The organism is Lachnoclostridium phytofermentans ISDg, from assembly GCF_000018685.1.
GTDB classification, from domain to species: Bacteria; Bacillota; Clostridia; order Lachnospirales; family Lachnospiraceae; genus Lachnoclostridium; species Lachnoclostridium phytofermentans.
In genome coordinates this window covers 4,319,076-4,341,140 of sequence record NC_010001.1, presented here as the reverse complement: position 1 = coordinate 4,341,140, position 22,065 = coordinate 4,319,076, and the positions used below count along the sequence as shown (strand labels likewise).

At 33.1% G+C, this 22,065-nt stretch carries 15 protein-coding genes; 13 read left to right on the top strand and 2 right to left on the bottom strand.

All coding sequences use genetic code 11. The features are described 5' to 3' along the window. Positions 1-44 precede the first annotated feature (44 nt). Positions 45-959, top strand: coding sequence for an ABC transporter ATP-binding protein (locus tag CPHY_RS18225; RefSeq protein WP_041703775.1), 915 nt, complete (start codon positions 45-47; stop codon positions 957-959). A 14-nt stretch (positions 960-973) separates the two neighbouring features. Next, a complete protein-coding gene (locus CPHY_RS18220) occupies positions 974-1,888 on the top strand; it encodes an ABC transporter permease (protein WP_012201511.1) in 915 nt (304 codons plus the stop codon). A 203-nt stretch (positions 1,889-2,091) separates the two neighbouring features. Here CPHY_RS18220 and CPHY_RS18215 read toward each other — a convergent pair whose 3' ends face one another. After that, positions 2,092-2,907 (bottom strand): hypothetical protein, encoded by an 816-nt coding sequence (locus CPHY_RS18215; protein ID WP_012201510.1) that lies wholly within the window; start codon positions 2,905-2,907, stop codon positions 2,092-2,094. A gap of 683 nt (positions 2,908-3,590) precedes the next feature. Between CPHY_RS18215 and CPHY_RS21030 the strand changes: the two genes are divergently transcribed. The 3 genes from CPHY_RS21030 (at position 3,591) to CPHY_RS18200 (ending at position 9,880) form a co-directional block, all read left to right on the top strand. Further along, positions 3,591-4,793 carry a cell wall hydrolase gene (locus CPHY_RS21030; protein ID WP_012201509.1) on the top strand — a complete coding sequence of 401 codons (1,203 nt, stop codon included), beginning with the start codon at positions 3,591-3,593 and terminating at the stop codon, positions 4,791-4,793. 305 nt (positions 4,794-5,098) lie between these two features. Further along, complete coding sequence (gene thrC, locus CPHY_RS18205; protein ID WP_012201508.1) at positions 5,099-6,598, top strand: threonine synthase; 1,500 nt, start codon at positions 5,099-5,101, stop codon at positions 6,596-6,598. An 846-nt stretch (positions 6,599-7,444) separates the two neighbouring features. Further along, positions 7,445-9,880 carry an Ig-like domain-containing protein gene (locus CPHY_RS18200; RefSeq protein WP_012201507.1) on the top strand — a complete coding sequence of 812 codons (2,436 nt, stop codon included), beginning with the start codon at positions 7,445-7,447 and terminating at the stop codon, positions 9,878-9,880. A 67-nt stretch (positions 9,881-9,947) separates the two neighbouring features. On the opposite strand, the gene CPHY_RS22245 is transcribed toward CPHY_RS18200, so the two are convergent. After that, positions 9,948-12,401, bottom strand: a complete 2,454-nt coding sequence (locus CPHY_RS22245) for an Ig-like domain-containing protein (protein WP_012201506.1) — start codon at positions 12,399-12,401, stop codon at positions 9,948-9,950. A 346-nt stretch (positions 12,402-12,747) separates the two neighbouring features. Here CPHY_RS22245 and CPHY_RS18190 point away from each other — a divergent pair, with 346 nt between their 5' ends. The 8 genes from CPHY_RS18190 to CPHY_RS18155 all read left to right on the top strand — a co-directional run bounded on the left by CPHY_RS18190 (position 12,748) and on the right by CPHY_RS18155 (position 22,032). Continuing rightward, entirely contained in the window at positions 12,748-14,079 is a 1,332-nt protein-coding gene (locus CPHY_RS18190; protein WP_012201505.1) for a tyrosine-type recombinase/integrase, read from the top strand. A 689-nt stretch (positions 14,080-14,768) separates the two neighbouring features. Further along, positions 14,769-15,404, top strand: a complete 636-nt coding sequence (locus tag CPHY_RS18185; RefSeq protein ID WP_012201504.1) for a sugar transferase — start codon at positions 14,769-14,771, stop codon at positions 15,402-15,404. Then, entirely contained in the window at positions 15,401-16,258 is an 858-nt protein-coding gene (locus CPHY_RS18180) for an NAD-dependent epimerase/dehydratase family protein (RefSeq protein WP_012201503.1), read from the top strand. Before CPHY_RS18185 ends, CPHY_RS18180 begins: the two co-directional genes overlap by 4 nt. 20 nt (positions 16,259-16,278) lie before the next feature. Then, on the top strand, positions 16,279-17,490 hold the full coding sequence (locus CPHY_RS18175; protein WP_012201502.1) for a glycosyltransferase family 4 protein: 1,212 nt from the start codon (positions 16,279-16,281) through the stop codon (positions 17,488-17,490). A gap of 22 nt (positions 17,491-17,512) precedes the next feature. Next, on the top strand, positions 17,513-18,535 hold the full coding sequence (locus CPHY_RS18170; RefSeq protein WP_012201501.1) for a polysaccharide biosynthesis protein: 1,023 nt from the start codon (positions 17,513-17,515) through the stop codon (positions 18,533-18,535). Continuing rightward, entirely contained in the window at positions 18,535-19,644 is a 1,110-nt protein-coding gene (locus CPHY_RS18165) for a capsular polysaccharide biosynthesis protein CapF (RefSeq protein WP_012201500.1), read from the top strand. The genes CPHY_RS18170 and CPHY_RS18165 overlap by 1 nt, the downstream gene beginning before the upstream one ends. A gap of 4 nt (positions 19,645-19,648) precedes the next feature. Continuing rightward, entirely contained in the window at positions 19,649-20,773 is a 1,125-nt protein-coding gene (gene wecB / locus CPHY_RS18160; protein ID WP_012201499.1) for a non-hydrolyzing UDP-N-acetylglucosamine 2-epimerase, read from the top strand. A 2-nt stretch (positions 20,774-20,775) separates the two neighbouring features. Beyond that, complete coding sequence (locus CPHY_RS18155) at positions 20,776-22,032, top strand: glycosyltransferase (RefSeq protein WP_012201498.1); 1,257 nt, start codon at positions 20,776-20,778, stop codon at positions 22,030-22,032. Positions 22,033-22,065: the final 33 nt, after the last annotated feature.

Genomic DNA, 22,065 nt, shown 5'->3' with positions numbered 1-22,065 from the left:
ATCAAGGATAGAAAAGAATGTATTATGAACGGAAAGGAGGAGCTATGTTAGTAGTAAAGGATTTGGTAAAGAAATTTGGTAAGTCATATGCACTTGATGGACTGAATATGGAACTTCATAAGGGAGAATTATATGGTTTTGTCGGCCCTAATGGTGCTGGTAAAACAACCACTATGAAAATCATAGCTTCCCTTTTATCAGCGGATTCTGGTGAAGTTTGGGTGGATGGGATTGATGCCCTTCGCTATCCTAGACATGCAAAAGAACGGATTGGATATATGCCTGACTTCTTCGGCGTTTATGACAATTTGGATGCCGCGGAGTATTTAAATTTTTATGCCACAATCTATGGAATTGTTGGTAGTAATGCAGAAAGAAGAATTGATGAGCTTCTTGAACTTGTAGATCTTAAAGATAAGAAGCATGACTATGTGGATGAACTTTCTAGGGGAATGAAGCAGCGGTTATGTCTGGCGAGGACATTGCTGCATCAACCGAAATTGTTGTTACTAGATGAACCTGCTTCTGGTCTTGAACCAAGAGCGAGGTTAGAACTTCAGGGAATATTAAAGAATCTTTGCGCACAGAAAGTAACGATTCTTTTAAGTTCTCATGTCCTTAAGGATCTTTCGGAAATGTGTACAAACCTTGGAATCATTGAGAGTGGAAAACTTGTGATACAAGGCCCAATGAAAGAAATTATGGCAAAACAAAAAGCGGAAAACCCTCTTATGATGAAAATTATAGATGGTCATGATATTGCAATAAAGTTACTAAAAAAAATGCCTGAAGTAACGAATATTGCAAGTAAGGAAGGAAGCATCTCCTTCCACTTTTATGGAGAAGAGAGTAAAGAAGCAGAATTATTATCAAGGTTGATAGCTTCTGGTGTTTCAATCGCCTCTTATAAGAGAGAGGATGGAACTTTAGAGGAGATTTTTCTTAGGCTGACCAAATAGAAAGGAGAAAAAGTATGTGGCATGTGAACTCTGTCTATCTTAGAGAACTATATCAAAATGCAAGAATGAAAAAGACTGCGGTTTTATTGTCAGTATTTAATGGAATCCTATCTTTATTTGGACTTTTAGCTTTCTATCTTACGTTTGAAGGTGCACAAAAGCTTGGAAGCTCAGTTAATTACTCTGATATACTTACCATATACGGAATTATAGTCGGTGCTCAATTTTTATTAGTGTTGTTTTTGATCCCAGGAATATCGTCTGGCGCAATTTCTGGCGAGAGGGAAAAACAAACATTAGACATTTTACTTTCGACTCGGATGACTCCATTGCAAATTATTAAAGGAAAATTACTTGCGTCCTTAAGTTTAATTCTTTTACTAGGAGTTTCTTCGTTACCAATTACTGCACTAGTTTTTGCAGTAGGAGGAATTAACTTCGTTCAGCTGCTTCAGTTTCAGCTATTTATGTTTGTAACTTCTATCTATCTAGGCAGTATAGGTATCTTCTTTTCTAGTTTATGTAAACGAACAACACTCTCAACAGTTTGTACTTATACAACTGGATTGATTATAACGATAGGGCTTGCGATGTTATTACTTGGAGGTCATTTGCTTGAATCACTTGGAAGTATGAGACGTGAGGTGGTTTATGGAGTGAGTAAAATGAGTGGTATGGCTGAAGTTAAAATTACGATTTCTACCCTATTATTTGACCCTATTTTTACTTTTTTCTCTATGTTAAAACAACAAATAGGAATTGAAGCGGGTGCATTTACCGATTGGAGAGCTTATAGCAAAGCGACGAAATATCTCATCAATCATTGGTTTACAATAAGTCTCTTAGTACAAAGTGCGGTATCTTTCATACTTATTATTGTTTCTTCCTGGCTAATCACTCCAGTGAAAAAAAGAAAACGCACGCGGTAGCGTGCGTTTCCAATGCGCCATATGGCGCTAAATATGAAAATGGAAGAAGAAAAATATAGTTGTATTATATCATAAAATATCGAAAAAAGGTACCTTTTTTTAAAAAAGTTTTCAGACAATTTATTACTGGGAAGAAAACACAAAATATGTTAATTAAAGTTGACAAATTACGTTAATTAAAGCCTGACAAATCACAAATCACATTAAATAAAGTCTGGCAATTCACGAAGCTTTTTACTGATTCTGAGGTTATTATATAGCTTAGCATAGGTGATATCGTCAACCCCTTCAACATAGTTATCAGGGAAGTCTTTTACTAAACCTTTACTCTTTAATAATGATGCGGCTTTGTTATAAGCGATCGCTGCTTCAATTTCACTTCCGTATTTTCCAACAATATAATCACCGTTGATATGGATTCTTGTTGTATAAAGTTCTTGACCTTTTACTATTGTTTTTTGAACTCCATGATATCGGTTTATAATTTTTATATTACCATAACGAAAATCCATCAAATCACCATTCGAAAAGCGATAGTCTCGCCCAGCAACCGCAAAATTTTTAATTCCATATCGGGATAGAATATTTACTTGCATCCCATAATCAGATACGAATAAGTGGCCGCCTCTTCTCATAATGCGATGGTTCATATAATAAAACAAATCATCTGCATCAAATTTCAGAGGTGTATGTTCATCCAGATAATATAAGAAGTAATTGTTTTGCAAATAGATAGGATTGCGACAGTAGATTCCGTTATCTATAAAATTTAATAACATAATCCACTTATCAAAAGAGATTGGAGAACGTAAGGCGTAAAAGGCATCCGCAGTAGGAATGCTTTTTTTTATGCCTTTTTTCTTATTTAATAATTTCATTGCAGATTGGTATGCCGCGTGAGCAGCTTTTTCGGTATCGAAGCTCCCAAGACTAATATGTTTGTTTTTGTGGGTAATGGAAGAACGATAGTAGGTCTCACCATTTTTTTTGTTTGCTACATAGACCCCCGGTAATGGCATGGTACCACCCCTTTCTGGTATGAGTTTCTTCTATATATAATATGTATTTTGAAAGAGCTTCCACTTTTGATATTGAGCAGAATATAATATGTATTTTGAAAGAGCTTCCACTTACGGTATTGAGCAGAGAATTTCTGATTTAACTATACTCAACAATCAGGCAGAATGCAATAGATAAGAAGTATGTCGAAGAGTACGACAGTAATACCTAAATATGACTAATTGTTACATAATTATTACACTAATTTGGATAAAAATTGACACCCAAATTAACATAAATATAGCAAATATAGGTGTTCTACAGCTATAGAACTGAATCATATTAGGCTTGACTGTATAAATATTAAATTCTATGTATATAATTCTTAACAAAAGCGTAACAATTAGATTTTCTGAGTATAGTAAAAACATACAATTTATGAGGGCGTTCTAGGTTAAAAACTTGTGCACATTACACACATGTGGAAATGAGAGGTAATTTTCTTCTCTCTGTATGTGACGAAAATATGGCAACCTTATTGACAGTAAAAAGCCCCATGCCTATAATACAACTCATGCGAAAAATCCATTCGTTTTGGGGATGACTGGAAACGCTTTATTATAGATGTCGAATTGACTGAGTCAACTACGTGCTATTATACGCAGTAGTCTTTGTCAGAAAAGTTAAAGAAAGAGGAAATATTATGTTAAAAATATATTCATTTCTTCGGACGATGAAAGACAAGGAAAAGCACTTTGAGAAAGGTATTCAATATAAACACAGCAAAAGAATTGCAATTGTTGCCTATGTTATGACTGCTATACTTCTTGTTACATCTTTCGGAGATATCCCTGGTTTACGCCTGTACTCTCTAGAGTATATGGTTAATGCAGCTACGCACGAAACTGAGGGACAAGAAAATGATACACAAGATTTATCGTATCAGAAAAACAATGCGAAGCTGTTAGAAGCATCACTCCTGGTGTATCCGTTTGGACAATTATACCAAGGGGAGTTAACGAAAGAAGACATAGAATCATTTTCGGATAATAACACAGTGGCAAAAGTAGCAATTACAGATCCTGTGGAACAATTAAAGCAAATGCTCTATGATACCTCGAATCCAAAAGAGGAAGAGATTGTTTTATTAGGCCTAGAGGATTCCGAAAAGGAATTAACTAACTTGACTACCGCTGCACAAGTTGAAGCAGGAGTTGCATTAGCAACCATGGCTGTGGAAAATTCCACAAACACAGTAGGAAATAAAGATAATACAGAGGCTATTAAGGAAAATCAAAAAACAGAAACTAGCACGGATAGCCCAAAAGCAGAAACTAGTAAGGATAGCCAAAAAGCAGAAACTAGTAAGGATAGCCAAAAAACAGAAACTAGTAAGAAAAAAGAAAAAGCGAAGGATAACGCGAAAGATTCTGATAGTAAGAAGGATAAATCAAACACTACTTCTACAAAATCAGATGCCCTTGTAAAGACATTAAACAAGAAAATGATAAAGTCTTTATCACAAGATGAACTTGATGTTTTATATCGTATTGTTGAAGCAGAAGCAACTGGAGAAGATATTTACGGTAAGATACTTGTGGCAAACGTTATATTAAATCGTGTAAACAACAAAAATTTTCCAAATACAGTAGAAAAAGTTGTGTTTCAAAAGAGCGGTAATACTTATCAGTTCTCCCCAACCAAAGATGGTCGATATTGGTCTGTGAAGATATCCAAGGAAACGATTGAAGCAGTAAGCCGTGCCCTTGAGGGAGAGGACTACAGTAATGGTGCCGTGTACTTCTTTGCGAGAAAGCTAACAAGTAAGAATAAAGCTTGTTGGTTTGATAACAGTCTTCGTAAGGTAGTAAAGTATGGTTGCCATGAATTTTATAAGGACAAGTAGTAAGGGGAATAGAATTCTTACAGACTAAGTCCACAGAAGTTATTAATAAAGCCATTATAAAAACGGGTACAGTAAAGAATGTCTATTTAGCGTAACGCTACTTTGGTATTCAGTCTGTACCCGATTTATTTAATTAATGGGCAAATTAATCAAACAATTCATCAAATAACTCGCAGGTTTTTACCCATTCTGACTTGCCACGTCTATGATATCATGATATAATACTTTGAACTTACATTAACAAGTTAAAGTGCTAAATATATTAATCATAGAATAGAACTGAAAGCTATAAAGGAGAGAAGACCATGAATTTACTGTATCAAAGTACCCGTGATAATCATGAACAGGTTACAGCGTCCCAGGCTATCTTAAAAGGACTTGCTTCGGATGGTGGACTGTTTGTTCCGACCGAATTGCCAAAGCTTAATATAAGTCTAGAAGTATTAGCCAGCATGAGTTATCAACAAATAGCTTATGAGGTTATGAAACTATTCTTAACGGATTTCTCTGAAGAAGAATTAAAACACTGCATCACTGCAGCTTATGATGATAAATTTGATACAAAAGAAATAGCTCCAATCAAGAAATCGGATGGAGCATATTATCTTGAACTATTTCATGGAGCTACCATAGCATTTAAAGATATGGCGCTTTCTATATTACCTCACTTACTAACGACAGCTGCAAAGAAGAACGAAGTAAAGGAAGAGATTGTAATCCTTACGGCTACTTCTGGTGATACAGGAAAGGCAGCTCTTGCTGGATTTGCAGATGTTCCTGGTACAAAGATCATTGTTTTCTATCCTAAGGATGGAGTAAGTCAGGTTCAAGAAATGCAAATGGTAACACAAAAGGGTGATAATGCCTATGTTATCGGTATCCATGGAAACTTCGATGATGCACAGACTGGTGTGAAAGAAATGTTTAACAATAAAGAGCTTGCAAAGAGCTTACAGGATAAGGGTTACTTATTCTCATCTGCAAACTCTATTAATATAGGTCGTCTGGTTCCTCAAGTAGTATACTATGTATATTCTTATTGTCGTCTACTTCATGCTGGCGAATTAAATAAAGGTGAACCATTAAATGTTGTGGTACCAACCGGAAACTTTGGTAATATACTAGCAGCATATTTTGCAAAAGAACTTGGTGTTCCGATTAGCAAATTAATCTGTGCTTCAAACGAAAATAAAGTGTTATATGATTTCTTCACAACCGGAGAGTATAATAGAAACCGTGAATTCATCTTAACAAGTTCACCTTCTATGGACATCTTAATCTCAAGCAATTTAGAACGTTTGATATATATGATTTCCGGAGAAACCACTGAAGAACGTGCAATCACAAATGCAACACTTATGAACCAACTCTCCAAAGAAGGTAAATATGAAATCACTCCGCAGATGAGACAAAAACTCTCGGACTTTATTGGGGGTTATGCAAAGGAAAAAGAAACAAAGGCTGTTATTAAACGTGTCTATGAGAAAGCCGATTATGTCATTGACACACATACAGCTGTAGCTGCAAGTGTATACTATAACTACAAAGCAGCAAGTGGTGATGCAACAAAGACATTAATCGCTTCAACGGCTAGTCCATATAAGTTTACTCGTAGCGTGATGGAAGCATTAGAAGTTGAGACAGAAAGCAAGTCTGATTTTGAATTAATAGATCAGCTTAGTGAAATAAGTAAAACAAAGATACCTCAAGCTATCGAAGAAATTCGTACCGCACCTGTTATTCATAAGATGGTATGCGAGACAGAGAAGATGCAGGAGATGGTGGAGAAGATATTGAGGGTATAATAGGGTAGTATTAGGTAAATGTATGGAGTTTTAAGAAATAGATTAAGACAGCAGATTAAGAAAATAGATAAAATAAATAGACAAAGTATTAGTAAATAGATTAATTAATATAAATATAGAATACAAATTGTAAAAAAGGACTTTGCTGATGGAAACCAGCAAGGTCCTTTTTTGAGTAGGATGAAATTATAAAAAGGAAATTATAAAGGGGATTAAAAAGCTCTATGGTAATAAGGGAATAAGAGAAAGAAAAATAACTAAAAGAAACTTTGCTTTATTGTACATAATCACAAAATTCTAAATAGTCTAAATGTGACAAGAGCATGACATATCTTTGACACAAAGAAAGTGCATTATTAAGGTAAGTCAAAACCAAATGCCCGGGACTACTGCGAGCATGTCTATAAGACAGCATAAGTCACATCCAGACAAATGTCCTATAGGATGTTAGTAGGGGTTTGGAGAATTGCCCGTAAGGCAGGTTATTTGGCTAGATATAATCAATCCAGTTACAGGATAGTAGGATTGCAACCCAGTCGTTTTGACCAGTTTGTACAAGAATTTTAATTTGTCGAAATATTGTGGCAAATCAAATGAAGTTCTTTGATGAAATGTTTAGAAACATGACTTAGAATGGGGTACAAAAAGTGAATTTGTAAGCAAAAAGACTTGACCTTTCCTACGATAGTTGTTATAATCATCTTGTTATTGGAACGATTATATTTACTTATGCACATTTTAGAGTTTTTCGAATTGTTAATACATCATTAACAATTTAATTATACTCGTTATGTGACGTAAGTCAATATAATACAAAACCATATATTTTAAGGAGGAAGAAAGAATATGAAGAATTTCTTTAAAAAACTCGCCTTCGTATTAGCTCTTGCTATGGTATTAGTATCAGTTGCGCCAGCTACAGCTAACGCAGCTACTAAAGCACCTTCTCTTAAGAAGACTAGCAAGATCCTTTACATCGGTGGCGACCTAACAGGAACGATCCCATCAAAGTTTCGTTTCTATTTTAACAACGCAGCTGGATACACAGCTACATGGAAAAGCGAAAATACAAAAGTAGCTACTGTTAACAAGAACAAAGAAGTTGTTGCAGTTGGCGTTGGTGAAACAACTGTTGTAGCTACTCTTAAAAACAAAGCTGGCAACGAAGTTGTTTGCAAAGCTAAAGTTTATGTAAGACAGAATGCTCAAGAAGTTGGATTTGGTAGCATGACAGCTGTTGAATCTCCATTAACTGTAGGTCAAACAGCTAAGATCAATGTTTACAGACTTGTTGGCGAAAAGAAGATCTGGACTCAGAATGACATGGCTACATGTACAGATAAGATCGTTTGGAAATCCAGCGATGTAAAAGTAGCTACAGTTGATAAGTTTGGTACTGTAACTGCAGTAGCTCCTGGTGAAGCTAAAATTACAGCTACAGCTACTCAGGCTCAAGGCCCAACAGCTGGTGAGTCAGCATCTTATAATGTAACAGTAGTTGAAGCTTTCAAGGCAGAAGCTACTAAAGTTAACACATTAAAGTTAACATTTGGTACTGCAGTTGAATCTTTAGACGCAGCTAACGTTGTTGTTAAGAATACATCTGATGATGTTAGAACTTATGCTAAGAGCGTAACTTTATCTGAAGATAAGAAAACTGCAACTGTAGAGTTCTATAACAACTTTACAAATGGCAAGACATACGCTATTGCAGCTACAACTGGTGGTAAGACATACAATACTGATCTTGCATTCAAGAGCGGTGCTGTTAAGTCTATCGTTGCTGAAAATCAAGTAATCGTTGCTGGTGTTGCTTCTAATATCAAGTACACAGTTTATGATGAGTTTGGTCTTGATGTAACAGCTGGTACAGTAGTTACATTTAGTGATAACCTTGGTGTTAATCAGAATGGTAAATTAACTCTTTCAGATGGTGTTATTGCATATGTTACTATTACTTATGTAAACCCAACTACAGCTGAATTAATTAGATCAGCTCAGTTTACAGTTACTGGACGTACTTCTGTTATTGCTAATATTACTAACACTACTCTTTCAACAAAGACTACTGGTACTGATGTATCCTTTACAACACCAGTTCTCACAATTGCTAAGGGTGCTCAGAACACTTATTTATGGTCTCAAACAGTAGATCAGTATAATACCAAAGTTGCTGTTAAAGGTGAATATAACCCATTAATTAAAGTTACTTACGAAAATTTATCTCCTGAAATTTTTGTTGTATCCAGCAATGGTTTAGTTAATACTGTAGCTCAGGGTACTGGTTATGTAAGAATTAATATTGGTGATAAATCCACAACAATAGCAATTACTGTTACTGCTGAATTAAAGGCTACAACAATCAAAACTACTGTAACTAATGGATCTTTGACTGTTACTACTCCAGCTGCACTTAACTTACCATCCGTTAAGGTTGAAGTTCTTGATCAGTATGGTAATGTTCTTAAATCTGCAAATGGCGTTGTAGGCGTTTCTGTATTAAGCGGAACTAACTTAGGTGCTGTTTCAAATGTTACATTATTAAATGGTGAAGCTACAATTAACCTTAACCCAACTGCTGCTGGCACTGGAATTCTTAAGGTTGAATTTGATACATTACAATACACACTTGCAACAGTAGCTGTAGCAGCTTCCGATAGAGTTGCTGTAGGATACAAGATTACTGGTGTTAAGGATCTTGACCTTGCTAAGCTTTACGCTAATACTCAGTCAGCTGCAAATATTGAGCTTTACTCTGTAAACGCAGGTGGTTTCTATATTGAAAATGCTACAGATAGAGTAGCTGCTGCTAACATTACTTTCAAGATTACCGATGCTACTGGAGCAACAGTTAAAACTGTAACAGGTGCTTCTATGACAATTGATCAAACAACTGTTAAGGATACTCCTGGTGTTTATACAGTATCTGCTATCACTAACAATGAAGTTGTTAATGTAGCTCAGTTCAAGGTAACTGATTCTGCTACTAAGCCAGCTGTTTCTATTAATGTTAATAGCAAAGTTTCTACTTTAATTACTAATCAAGCAATTGAAGATTGTTTAACACTTCCTACAGGATACCATGTAACAGGCGTTAAGTTCTTATCTAGCAATGCTTTAGTTCCTAACTTAACAACCTTCGGATCTGTTAATGCAACAATAACAACAAATACTATTCTTTTCAATGTTAGTGTTCAGATTACTGACACTACTAACACTACTACCACTCAGAGAACTTATACTTACGAGAATCTTGGACATATCACATTCAACATTCAGTAATATTTATTTCTATTGAGTAAAATAAAAAAGATGGTGAGATAATCTCACCATCTTTTTTTCTTTTAAATTATCTTGTAAAAGTAATGTGACCAATATTTTCGTAAGTGTAGATTCTGTTATTAGCATCCTTAATCTGAACACCTACATTGTAAAGTGTAGTTGTTTCAGAAATAGATGTTGTATCTAATAAACTATAGGTTGACTTACTTGCAACTTCTGTATTGTTAGATACGAACTTAACACCAACAATAGTGTATGAAGATTTGTCAAAGTTTAAGCAATCTTTGATATCTTCTGTACTGATTGTTCCATTCGATATAGCACTGTTTTTAACTAATGTTAATACAGGCTTTGTAGAAGAATCAGTTACTGTAATCTGAGTAGTAGCAACTACCTGTCCGTTAGAAGAAGCTACGATTGTATATGTTCCAGTAGCATCTTTAAGATCAGATGTTCTAAGTGCAAGAGTACCACCAGTAACCGTCTTAACTGTAGTTCCAGATGCATTATTTACTTTAAATTCAATCTTGCTTGCATCAGAGATTGTTGTTCTAGCATCTGCAATATAATCACCAGAAGCGTTTACAGAGTAAAGACCAAGGTTGATAGACTCATTTTTCTCGTAACAATCTTTAACATCAAGGTTAGCTGCACCGAAAATCTTGTATCCTGTAGCAATTGTATCTGCTTTTCTTACAGTTACGTTTGAAAGTGCAAAATTCAATGTACCGTATTCAACCTTTACTACTGCAGTACCATATGTTGTCGGATTGATTTCTAAAGTACCAACACCATTAACGATATTTAAAGTAGTATTTGAAAAACCTAAGTTAGAACCACTAATAACTGTAAGGTTAGCAGTACCATTCGCATTTTCAAGAATCTTACCGTTCTGATCAAGAATCTCTACCTTGATAGATGGCTTATTATTTGCTGCTAATGGATTTTCAGTTGACTGAGTGATTTCTGTCATAGATCCATCATTTACTGTAGTTTTAATTGCAGTTGCCTTACGAGCTGCTGTTACAGTGATAGAAATAGTCTGAGTTAAATCACCAACCTTAACAGAAACTAATCCAGTTCCTTCTTTAACAGGAGTAACTAAACCGTTAGAACTTACAACAAGTACTTCTGGAGTTAAACTTGTATAAGAATCTGCGATAATACCAGCTTTGTTATTGTACTGATCTACCTGCTGTAAGTATAAATAGTACTTATTTGCATCAGATAATGATAAAGAAGTATTTGTTTCTTTAAATGTTTCATTTGCTACATTCTCTTGTGTGCTGAGTGTATGTCCAATAATGCTAGTAACTGTAGAAGATTTAGCAGTTATTTTAAACTGACCAGAAGTGATAACTTCTGCAGTTGTAGGATTTACATAAGAGATAGTACAGTAAGCAATAACACCGTTATCTAATGTTAACTTATTGCTGTTGATACCTAAATTATCGTTGAAAGATACATTAGTCACAGCTGTTACATCAAGACCAAATTCATCATATACTTTGTATTGAATTGCAGTCTCTTTGTTTGCTGGAATAATCTGATCAACTACTTCAATCTTAGTAACTTTACCTGTTTTAAATTCGATTTCATCTTTTAAAACCTTACCATTTGTAGAAACTTCTACAGTATAAATATTTCCGTTAACTAATGGATTGAATAATTCAACTTCTGCAGTCTTCTTGTCAGCAGAAAGAGTTACATTTTTAACATAACTTCTAGTTTGAGTCTTTGCATCTTTGATTACGATAGCATCAGCAGATAAAGACTCAATGCCTGTGCCTAAAGTTAATTTTAGCGTGTCAACCTTAACAGAAGTTACTGAGAAAGGTTCAGCTACTGTTACAGTTAACTTAGTCTCTTTTGTAGTTGGAACAGCGGTGTTCTCAGTCTGTAAAGTCTTAACAGTTATAGTTGCTGTACCAGCTCCAACCGCTTTAACAGTACCCCACTTATCAACTGTAGCTACTTTTGTATTACTAGAAGACCAAACGGTGTAATCTGTAACGATTGTCTTATCTGCTTGCTGCCAAGCTACTTGACCAGTAATAGCTTTTCTGTAGATATTAAGCTTAACCTTATCACCGATAGCTAATACATTATCAAGTTTTGCAGCAGATGCAGTAGAAACACCACTTTCAACAGCATTTCTCTTAACCCATACTTTACATTCTAAGTTCTTTACAACCTTACCAGTTTTAGTATTAGTTACAGTAGCTTTTAATAAAGCTTCACCAACTGCTTTTGCTTTTACAGTACCATTTGTTGAATGGATAGTAGCGATTGTTGGATTCATACTCTTGAATGTTACCTTGTAATCACCCTTATTCCAAACCTTTAGCGTAAAGTAGTCTTTATAGTTTCCTGTAGCTACATCCTTTTCAAGATATAACTTTTTGCCTGTAGTGTTTAACGTTGGCGCTGTTGCAGCACTGGCATTTGCTGCTGGGGCAATCGCAAGGACTACCATAGCCAAAGCTAAAACGAAGGCTAGTTTCTTAAAGAAATTCTTCATTTTCTTCTTCCTCCTAGTATATGTGTTTTTTCTTATATTTACTCTGCAATTTCTTGTGTTTTGATTACCAAATCATGTACTTTCTGGCATCTTGTTAATGATGTATTAAGTTATCAGATAAATACATAAAATATCTCTAAGTTAGTAGAATCAAGAGAAATTTCATAAAAAATATTTGATGATTTAATGCAATGATGCCAGACTGATGCCATATGATGCCAGTCATAGGAAAAAAAGTGGCATCAAAGCTAGGCCTACGAAAGATTAGATGATGCATCTTTTGATTTGAACTAAGTTTGATCACTAAAACTTGGATTGAATTCCTCATATAGGAGAAAGGTGAAAAATGGAAGAAGGAGTTGAAAAAGTACAGATGAGAAAAAAAGAAGAATTAAAAAAAATGGAAAGAAAATTAGGTGTGGAAAGTCTGCAAGGTAATAAGGAGGTACTGAACAAGAAAGAAAGCAAGAAAGAAATTAAGAAAGAACAGAATGAAAAAAAGTCATTGAATTTGCCTAAGGGAATTACTAGGTGTTCTGACGGCCGTTATCAAGCTAGATATACTTATGAGGGACATCGATATTGTTTATATGGTAGAGATGTAAAAGAACTTGAGGAAAGACTAAATAATGCAAAATATGAGATACAACATGGTATCTACGCAAAGGAAGAAAGAATTTCATTAAATGCTTGGTATGAGACATGGATAAATGAGTACAAGTCAATGACAGTGAAACAGGGTACAGTGGAGAGTTACGAGTGTATGTATCTTTATTATGTGAAACCAGAATTAGGTAAGAGATTAATAAAAGATATTCGTGGAGAGCATATTCAGAAATTGTATAATGATCTATCCAGAAATGGTTATTCGAAATCTACAATTTCACTTATTCATGTTCTGCTTGGTGCTATGTTTAAGCAAGCCCTAAAGAATGAATTAATTAAAAAGAATCCAGTTGATTTTACAACTTTACCTAGAGCAGAAAGGAAGAAAGAAAGAAGAGTACTTACATTAAAGGAACAAGAGATATTATTAAAAGAAATTACAGGGCATGAATTAGAGCCAGTAGTACGCTTATCATTAGCTACAGGGCTAAGGGTTGGAGAGGTTACAGGTTTAGAATGGTGTGATGTTGATTTTAATAAAAAAGAGGTAACTGTCCGTGGAACATTAAAGTGTACAAGGAAGGGTATGGAATATTATAAGGATACACCCAAAACAGATAAAAGTACTCGGAGCATTCCACTATTAGACAATATGGAATTGATGTTAAAGAGATATCGAATTATTCAAAAGGAACATAAGCTTTCAATGGGGATTGATTGGAAACCGATAGAAGGACTAGAAGACTTGGTTTTCTTGAGAGAAGATGGCAAACCATTCTCGGGTCAGCATATTAGACAGCAACTTGTTCATATTGTGGATGGTATTAATGAGAAGTATTATTCAAAGAAGTCAATTAGACAAGAGAAACTCCTGGAAGAGAAGTTTGATTATTTTACACCCCATGCTTTACGTCATACTTTTGCGACGAGAGCTCTTGAGAATGGTATTCCACCAAAGGTTGTTCAGGAGATATTAGGGCATAGCAGTATTACAATGACGTTGGATTTGTATACGCATGTTTTACCGCAGACCAAAGCGCAAGAGATGAAAAAATTAGAATCGCTAATCTAATACTATATTTGGTCTCAATGTTGCTTTCTGACTGAAGCAAACATAAACTAAAGAAAAGGGTTTCTCCTTGGTTTGAGATTTGTGAGGTAGAAAAATATACCCAATGAGAGACTCTTTCTTTATTATTATGACTTCATTCTATAAAGTAAAGCATTAAAAAGATCGAAAAATAGTAACTATACGCTGCGAAGCATCTTGGCTGAACTATGATAAATAATTCGGGATAATGTATGTAAATATTGTATTTTTTGTCTGCTACTTATTGCTTTAATTTATCAAAGATGCTACACTAATAATCATGTGGAAACAAGTGATAAAGATTTGACTTTAATTTACCAAAGATAGATAGAATATATATTGAAACGGTATAGACGCTTTTACTTATCATATCCAATACCCATAAGTTATTAATTTCTATATAGAGAACTTCATAACAATTAACAGTCGGCTCATTCCATTTCAAAAAAGAAATAAGTAAGTGAAATTGTAAATATCTGCGATTTTTTCTTGTATTTATCATAGTTTATGAAAAATAAATTGCATCCAATGATGGTCCAACTTATATAATTAAAAGTCAAGATATTAGTAATTAATAATTAGTTAACGTTGTATCTACCGAAATTGCTGCTATGTTTGAGTCATCATCAAAGGTTATGTTACTAGTAAAAAGTGAAAGGGAATACATAATTATGTTTTATTTGAAAATTAAAAGATTAATGGATTCTATTATTTCATTAATAGCACTTATATTATTATCTCCATTATTCTTGATTTTAATAATTGCTATTAAAATTGATTCAAGAGGACCAGTTTTATTTAAGCAGAAAAGAGTTGGTAGACATAAAAGCTATTTTAATATATTAAAGTTTCGAACTATGAGGATAGATACTCCAAAGGATACTCCTACACATATGTTAGAAAATCCAGATTATTGGATTACAAGAGTTGGTAAGTTCTTAAGAAAAACAAGTTTAGATGAGTTACCACAAATTTTTAACATAATTAAAGGTGATATGAGTATTATTGGACCTAGGCCAGCACTCTGGAATCAATATGATTTAATTGATGAGCGAGATAAATTTGGTGCTAATAATATATTACCGGGACTTACTGGATGGGCACAAATTAATGGAAGAGATGAACTCCCTATTGATGTAAAAGCAAAATTAGATGGTGAGTATGTTAATAAAATTGGGTTTTCAATGGATGTGAAATGCTTCTTTGGAACATTTATAGCAGTTTTAAAAAGAGATGGCGTTGTTGAAGGTGGAACAGGAACATTAGGGCATCGAAAAACTGTTAATAAGGAGACGGCTGGACAATGAAAAAAATACTTATTACAGGAGCTAATAGCTATATAGGGACAAGCTTTGAAAAATGGATATCCCAGTATCCAGATGATTATTTCATTGAAACAGTAGATACGAGAAATGATTTATGGACTGAAATAGATTTTTCATATTATGATGTTGTATTTCATGTTGCTGGAATAGCTCATGTTTCATCAGACCCTAACTTAGAAGACTTATATTATAAAGTGAATCGCGATTTAACAATAAAAATTGCCCAAAAGGCAAAAGATCAAGGCGTGAAGCAATTTCTTTTTATGAGTAGTATCATTGTATATGGTGATAGTAGTTGTTTTAAAAAGGTCATTGATATAAGAACTGTGCCATCACCTAGTAATGCCTATGGAAATAGTAAGCTGCAAGCTGAAGAAAGTATTAAATCGTTAGAAGATGATAAATTTAAGATTGTGATCCTTAGACCACCTATGATATATGGGAGAGGATCAAAAGGGAATTATCCAAAGTTGGCGAAAGCAGCTCGTAAACTTCCTATTTTCCCAGATATAGATAATGAAAGAAGCATGTTACATATAGATAATCTTTGTGAATTTATCAGGTTAATGATAATTAATGAAGAAAGTGGGCTATTTTTTCCGCAAAATAGTGAGTATGTTAAAACTAGTGAAATGGTAAAGCTAGTAGCTGAAGCTCATGGAAAGAAAATTAAATTGGTAAAAGTATTCAATTGGATGTTAAAAATAATGAGTAATAAAATTATAATTATAAATAAAGTGTTTGGTAATTTAGTTTACGATCATAGTATGAGTGAATATAAGGAAGATTATCAAATTAGGGATCTGAAAGATTCAATTAAGACTACTGAAATTTGAGTAGAAGGGTGGATAATAAGTTGCAGAAACATATTCTAGTTATATCACAATATTTCTACCCTGAACAGTTTCGAATAAATGATATTTGTTCCGAATGGGTAAAAAGGGGATATAAAGTTACAGTTGTAACAGGTATTCCTAATTATCCTCATGGTAAGTATTATAAAGGGTATGGTTTAACGAAAAAGAGAAAAGAAGTTTATAATGGTATGGATATTATTAGAATTCCATTAATTCCACGGGGTAATAATTCAATAATGCTTGCTATGAATTATTTTTCTTTTGTCGCATCAGGATTTATTTGGAAAAATTTCACTAAAGTAAAAGCGGATTATGTGTTTATTTTTGAAGTTTCACCAATGACACAGGCTTTACCAGGAGTATGGTACTCAAAAAAGAAAAAAATACCATGTTACCTATATGTTCAAGATTTATGGCCAGAAAATGTTGAAATTATAACTGGAATATCTAATAGAAAAATTATTGGTGCTATTGGTAAGATGGTTGATTATATATATCACCGTTGTACAAACGTTTTTACAACTTCTAAAAGCTTTATTACAGCTATTGAAGTTAGAGGTGTTCCGAAAGATAAAATAAAATATTGGCCGCAATATGCGGAAGATTATTACTATCCTATGGGAAAAACAAGTGTCAGTGAAATTCCTAACGACGGTGCGTTTAATATAACGTTTGCAGGAAATATTGGTGCCGCTCAAGGATTGGATATATTACCTAAAACAGCACGTGTTTTAAAGAATAAGGAACTAAAAAGAAAAGTAAGATTTAACATAGTTGGAGATGGTAGATATAAAGAAACTTTGATAAATCTAGTAAGTGATTATAATGTTTCAGAAATGTTTAATTTTATTCCTAAGCAGCCAAGCACTCGGATACCTGAAATTATAGCAGCGAGTGATGCAGCATTTCTTTGCTTAATAAAAAGTCCGTTGTTTGAAAAAACAATTCCTGCAAAACTTCAATCATATATGGCTTGTGGAATAGCTATTCTTGCATCTGCTGAGGGGGAATCACAAAATATAATAACGGAAGCTAATGCAGGTTTGTGTAGTTCTCCAGGAGATGAAATAGAATTAAGTAAAAACATTATGCTGATGTTAGAAAAAACATCAAATGAATTGATTCAATTAGGTAAAAATTCATGTAATTACTACAATAATAATTTTAGCAAAATTGAGTTATTAAATGAAATGGATTACTATTTTGATTAATGTAAGTAACGGAGGGAAACAAATGTTTAAAGAAAAAACTTTATTAATAACTGGTGGAACAGGCTCCTTTGGTAATGCTGTGCTTGAGAGATTTCTTAATACCGACATAAAAGAGATTCGCATATTCTCTAGAGATGAAAAGAAACAAGATGATATGCGACATAAATATAATAATGATAAAATTAAATATTACATAGGAGATGTCAGGGATTTACAAAGCATTAAAAATGCTATGCATGGTGTTGATTATGTTTTTCAAGCTGCAGCTTTAAAGCAAGTACCATCATGCGAATTTTTTCCGATGGAAGCAGTAAAGACTAACATCATAGGTACAGACAATGTATTAACAGCTTGTATAGAAGAGGGAGTGAAAAAGGTAATCTGTTTATCCACAGATAAAGCAGCTTATCCTGTCAATGCCATGGGGACGTCGAAGGCTATGATGGAAAAGGTTTTTGTAGCGAAGTCGAGAACAGTAGATCCAAACAAAACGTTAATATGTGGAACTCGTTATGGTAATGTAATGTGCTCAAGGGGATCTGTAATACCATTATTTATAGAACAAATAAAAGCTGGACAACCACTTACTGTGACAGAACCCACAATGACTCGATTTATTATGAGCTTAGAAGAGGCTGTTGAGTTGGTTATATTCGCTTTTCACCATGCTGAAAGTGGAGATATTATGGTTCAAAAGGCACCGGCAACAACTATCGGAGTCTTGGCTCAAGCAATAAAAGAATTGTTTAATGTCGATAACGAAATAAAAACTATAGGAATACGCCATGGAGAAAAAATGTATGAAACATTATTAACTAATGAAGAGTGTGCACATGCAATAGATATGGGCAACTTTTATCGTGTTCCTGCAGATAAACGAGATTTAAATTATGATAAGTATTTTAAAGTTGGAGATCAAGGAAGAGAAAAATTATCTGAATTTAATTCTAATAATACGCAGCTACTTACTATAGAACAGACGAAAGAAAAATTATTAACATTATCCTATATAAGAGAAGAAATAGAAGCTTGGGAGAACCGATAATGAAAATATTAGTAACTGGTGCAAAAGGTTTCATTGGAAAGAATTTAATAGCTGAGTTAAGAAACAGAAAGTATGAAGATATTCTAGAATTTGATCAAGATACAGATATATCTCTTCTTGATCATTATACGAAAGAGTGTGACTTTGTATTTCATCTTGCTGGAATAAATAGACCAGAAACTGATGAAGAATTTATGAAGGGTAACTTTGGCTTTACATCAATACTTCTTGGGAAATTAAGAGAAAACGGTAATAGATCACCAATTCTGATAACTTCTTCTATACAAGCTGAACTAGATAACCCTTATGGAAGAAGTAAAAAAGCTGCAGAAGAAGAGCTTTATGCATATGAAAAAGATAATAACAGTAAAGTATTAATATATAGACTACCTAATGTTTTTGGAAAATGGTGTAGACCTAATTATAATAGTGCTGTTGCAACTTTCTGTAACAATATAGCAAATGATTTGGAGATTATAGTTAATGATCCAACAGTTGTAATGAATTTAGTCTATATTGATGATGTTGTGGATGAATTTATTAATGCAATAGAGGGGAAAGAGAATAAAATAGATAAATATTGTATGGTTCCAGTGATACATACAGTAACACTTGGGAAAATTGTAGAACTGATTAGATCCTTTAAAGAATCTAGAGTTAACTTAATGGTTCCTAATATGGCTAATGAATTCGAAAAAAAACTTTATAGTACTTATTTAAGCTATTTACCTAAAGATCAATTTAAGTATTTATTAAAGATGAACATAGATAGTAGAGGTTCTTTTACTGAGTTTATAAAAACCCCAGAAAGAGGACAAGTGTCAATTAATATATCTAAGCCAGGGATTATTAAGGGCAATCACTGGCATAATACGAAGAATGAAAAATTCTTAGTAGTTAAAGGAAATGGTTTAATTCAGTTTAGAAAAGTAGATAGCGAAGAAGTAATTGAATATCATGTATCGGGCGAGAAACTTGAGGTATTAGATATTCCTGTCGGGTATACTCATAGTATAATTAATGAAGGTGACTCTGATATGGTTACAGTAATGTGGGCAAATGAAGTGTTTAATCCGGAAAAACCAGATACTAACTATTTGGAGGTATAAAGAAATGAGAAAACTTAAAGTAATGACGGTGGTTGGTACTAGACCGGAGATTATAAGATTGTCAGCAGTTATAAATAAATTGGAAGAATCTGAAGCTATTGAACATATACTTGTTCATACAGGACAAAATTATGATTATGAATTAAACGAGGTTTTCTTTAATGATTTTAAACTTAAAAAGCCTGATTTTTTTCTAAATGCAGCAACAGGAACTGCAGTAGAAACGATAGGCAACATTCTAATAAAGATTGATTCGATACTTGAAAAAGTAAATCCAGAAGCGCTGCTGGTACTTGGAGACACTAATAGTTGTCTATGTGCTATTTCTGCAAAAAGGAGACATATACCAATATTTCATATGGAAGCAGGTAATAGATGTTTTGATCAAAGAGTGCCAGAAGAGACTAATCGAAAAATCGTAGATCATATATCAGACATTAATATGCCATATAGTGATATTGCAAGAGAATATTTAATCAAAGAAGGCTTACCAGCAGATAGAATAGTAAAGACTGGAAGCCCAATGTATGAAGTTATACAATCAAGAATAGAAGATATTGAAAAATCAGATATATTAGAAAGATTAGAACTCTCAGAAGGAAAGTTTTTTGTTGTATCGTCTCACCGAGAAGAAAATATTAATTCTGAAGAGAACTTTTTCGAGTTAGTTAATAGTATTAATTCAATAGCAGAAAAATACAAATTACCTGTAATAATAAGTACTCATCCAAGAACTAGAAAGATGATAGAATCAAAGGGAGTAGTATTTAATTCACTTGTTAATACAATGAAACCTTTAGGATTCAATGATTATATTAAATTGCAAATAAAAGCTAAAGCAGTCCTAAGTGATAGTGGGACAATAAGTGAAGAATCATCTATTCTTGGTTTTAAGGCACTAAATATTAGACAAAATCATGAAAGACCTGAAGCTATGGAAGAGGCTTCAGTTATGATGGTAGGTCTAGGTAAAGATAGAATATTACAAGGACTTGAAGTTTTGGAAGCACAGGAAAAAAATATTTTGAGACAAGTATCTGATTATTGCATGCCTAATGTTTCGGATAAAGTATTAAGAATTATACTGTCATATACAGATTATGTTAATAGATTTGTTTGGAGGAAATGACATTGTACAATAATTTAGATATTATTTTTCTGGGTGGACTATTTCCAAAAGAAAAAGAAGAAGATATTATAAATAATTCTATTATCTCAGTTCAAAATGCAGCTAATAATTTACAATGGGAATTTGTTAAAGGATTAGATGAAAATCTACCAAAACCAATAAAGATTATAAATTCATTATATATAGGTTCGTTTCCGAAACGATATAAAAAATTAACTATTGATACTTATAAGTTTCATCATGCACTCCAAAATTCCCATGATATAAATGTAGGCTTTTTAAATTTACCTATAATTAAAAATTTTAGTAGATATCATTCTCTAAAAACATATTTTAAAAAGTGGGCATTGAACAAAAGCGGAGAAACTAAGATTGTGATCGCATATGCAATGACCTTTACATTTACGCACATTTTGAGATATGTAAAAAGAATAAATAGCAATATTATTACTTGTTTAATAGTGCCAGATTTACCTCAGTATATGAACCTTACATATAATAAGAAGGTAATCTATACATTAATAAAAAATATTGAGATTAATTTAATTAAATCTGATACTAATTATATTGATAGTTATGTTTTGCTAACAGAATATATGAGAGATGCTTTAAATATTAATGTACCGTATGTTGTTATAGAAGGTATTTCTACAAATCTTTTTGATAATGTTAATGGTGTACCTGAAGACAACGGAATAAAAACTATACTATATAGCGGGGGATTGAATGAAAAATACGGGGTCATTAAATTAATACAAGCATTTGAAAAATTGCAAGAAAAGAATTATCAATTAATTATTTGTGGCTCTGGAGATGCAGAAGCATATATAAAAAAAGCTGCTACTAGAGATAAAAGAATAATTTTCAAAGGATTATTAAAAAGGGAAGAAGTTCTTGCATTGCAGAAATCTGCAACTGTACTAGTAAATCCTAGACCCAATAATGAAGAATATACAAAATATAGTTTCCCGTCTAAAAATTTGGAGTATTTATCATCTGGTATTCCTTTAATATCATATAGATTAGATGGTATTCCTAAAGAGTATAATGAGTATATCTATTTTATTAATGAAGATACAGAAGAAAGTGATGGCCTTTTTTTAACTATGAAAGAAGTACTAGAAAAATCTGATGAGGAATTGAAAGAAAAAGGTCTTCGTGCAAAGGAATTTGTATTGAAAGAGAAAAATAGTGCTAATCAAGCAAAAAAATTACTTAATATGATAATTACTATATCTGAAGGTAATCATAGATTATAAGATAAATATTAAGTGTTAATTCTAAATTATAGT

What these genes read in the sequence shown, in the direction of transcription:
- wecB (WP_012201499.1), top strand. Translation starts at nt 19,649, where the DNA reads ATGAGAAAACTTAAAGTAATGACGGTGGTTGGTACTAGACCGGAGATT.
- CPHY_RS18200 (WP_012201507.1), top strand. Translation starts at nt 7,445, where the DNA reads ATGAAGAATTTCTTTAAAAAACTCGCCTTCGTATTAGCTCTTGCTATG.
- CPHY_RS22245 (WP_012201506.1), bottom strand. Translation starts at nt 12,401, where the DNA reads ATGAAGAATTTCTTTAAGAAACTAGCCTTCGTTTTAGCTTTGGCTATG.
- CPHY_RS18180 (WP_012201503.1), top strand. Translation starts at nt 15,401, where the DNA reads ATGAAAAAAATACTTATTACAGGAGCTAATAGCTATATAGGGACAAGC.
- CPHY_RS18190 (WP_012201505.1), top strand. Translation starts at nt 12,748, where the DNA reads ATGGAAGAAGGAGTTGAAAAAGTACAGATGAGAAAAAAAGAAGAATTA.
- CPHY_RS18185 (WP_012201504.1), top strand. Translation starts at nt 14,769, where the DNA reads ATGTTTTATTTGAAAATTAAAAGATTAATGGATTCTATTATTTCATTA.
- CPHY_RS18165 (WP_012201500.1), top strand. Translation starts at nt 18,535, where the DNA reads ATGAAAATATTAGTAACTGGTGCAAAAGGTTTCATTGGAAAGAATTTA.
- CPHY_RS18225 (WP_041703775.1), top strand. Translation starts at nt 45, where the DNA reads ATGTTAGTAGTAAAGGATTTGGTAAAGAAATTTGGTAAGTCATATGCA.
- CPHY_RS21030 (WP_012201509.1), top strand. Translation starts at nt 3,591, where the DNA reads ATGTTAAAAATATATTCATTTCTTCGGACGATGAAAGACAAGGAAAAG.
- CPHY_RS18215 (WP_012201510.1), bottom strand. Translation starts at nt 2,907, where the DNA reads ATGCCATTACCGGGGGTCTATGTAGCAAACAAAAAAAATGGTGAGACC.
- CPHY_RS18220 (WP_012201511.1), top strand. Translation starts at nt 974, where the DNA reads ATGTGGCATGTGAACTCTGTCTATCTTAGAGAACTATATCAAAATGCA.
- thrC (WP_012201508.1), top strand. Translation starts at nt 5,099, where the DNA reads ATGAATTTACTGTATCAAAGTACCCGTGATAATCATGAACAGGTTACA.
- CPHY_RS18170 (WP_012201501.1), top strand. Translation starts at nt 17,513, where the DNA reads ATGTTTAAAGAAAAAACTTTATTAATAACTGGTGGAACAGGCTCCTTT.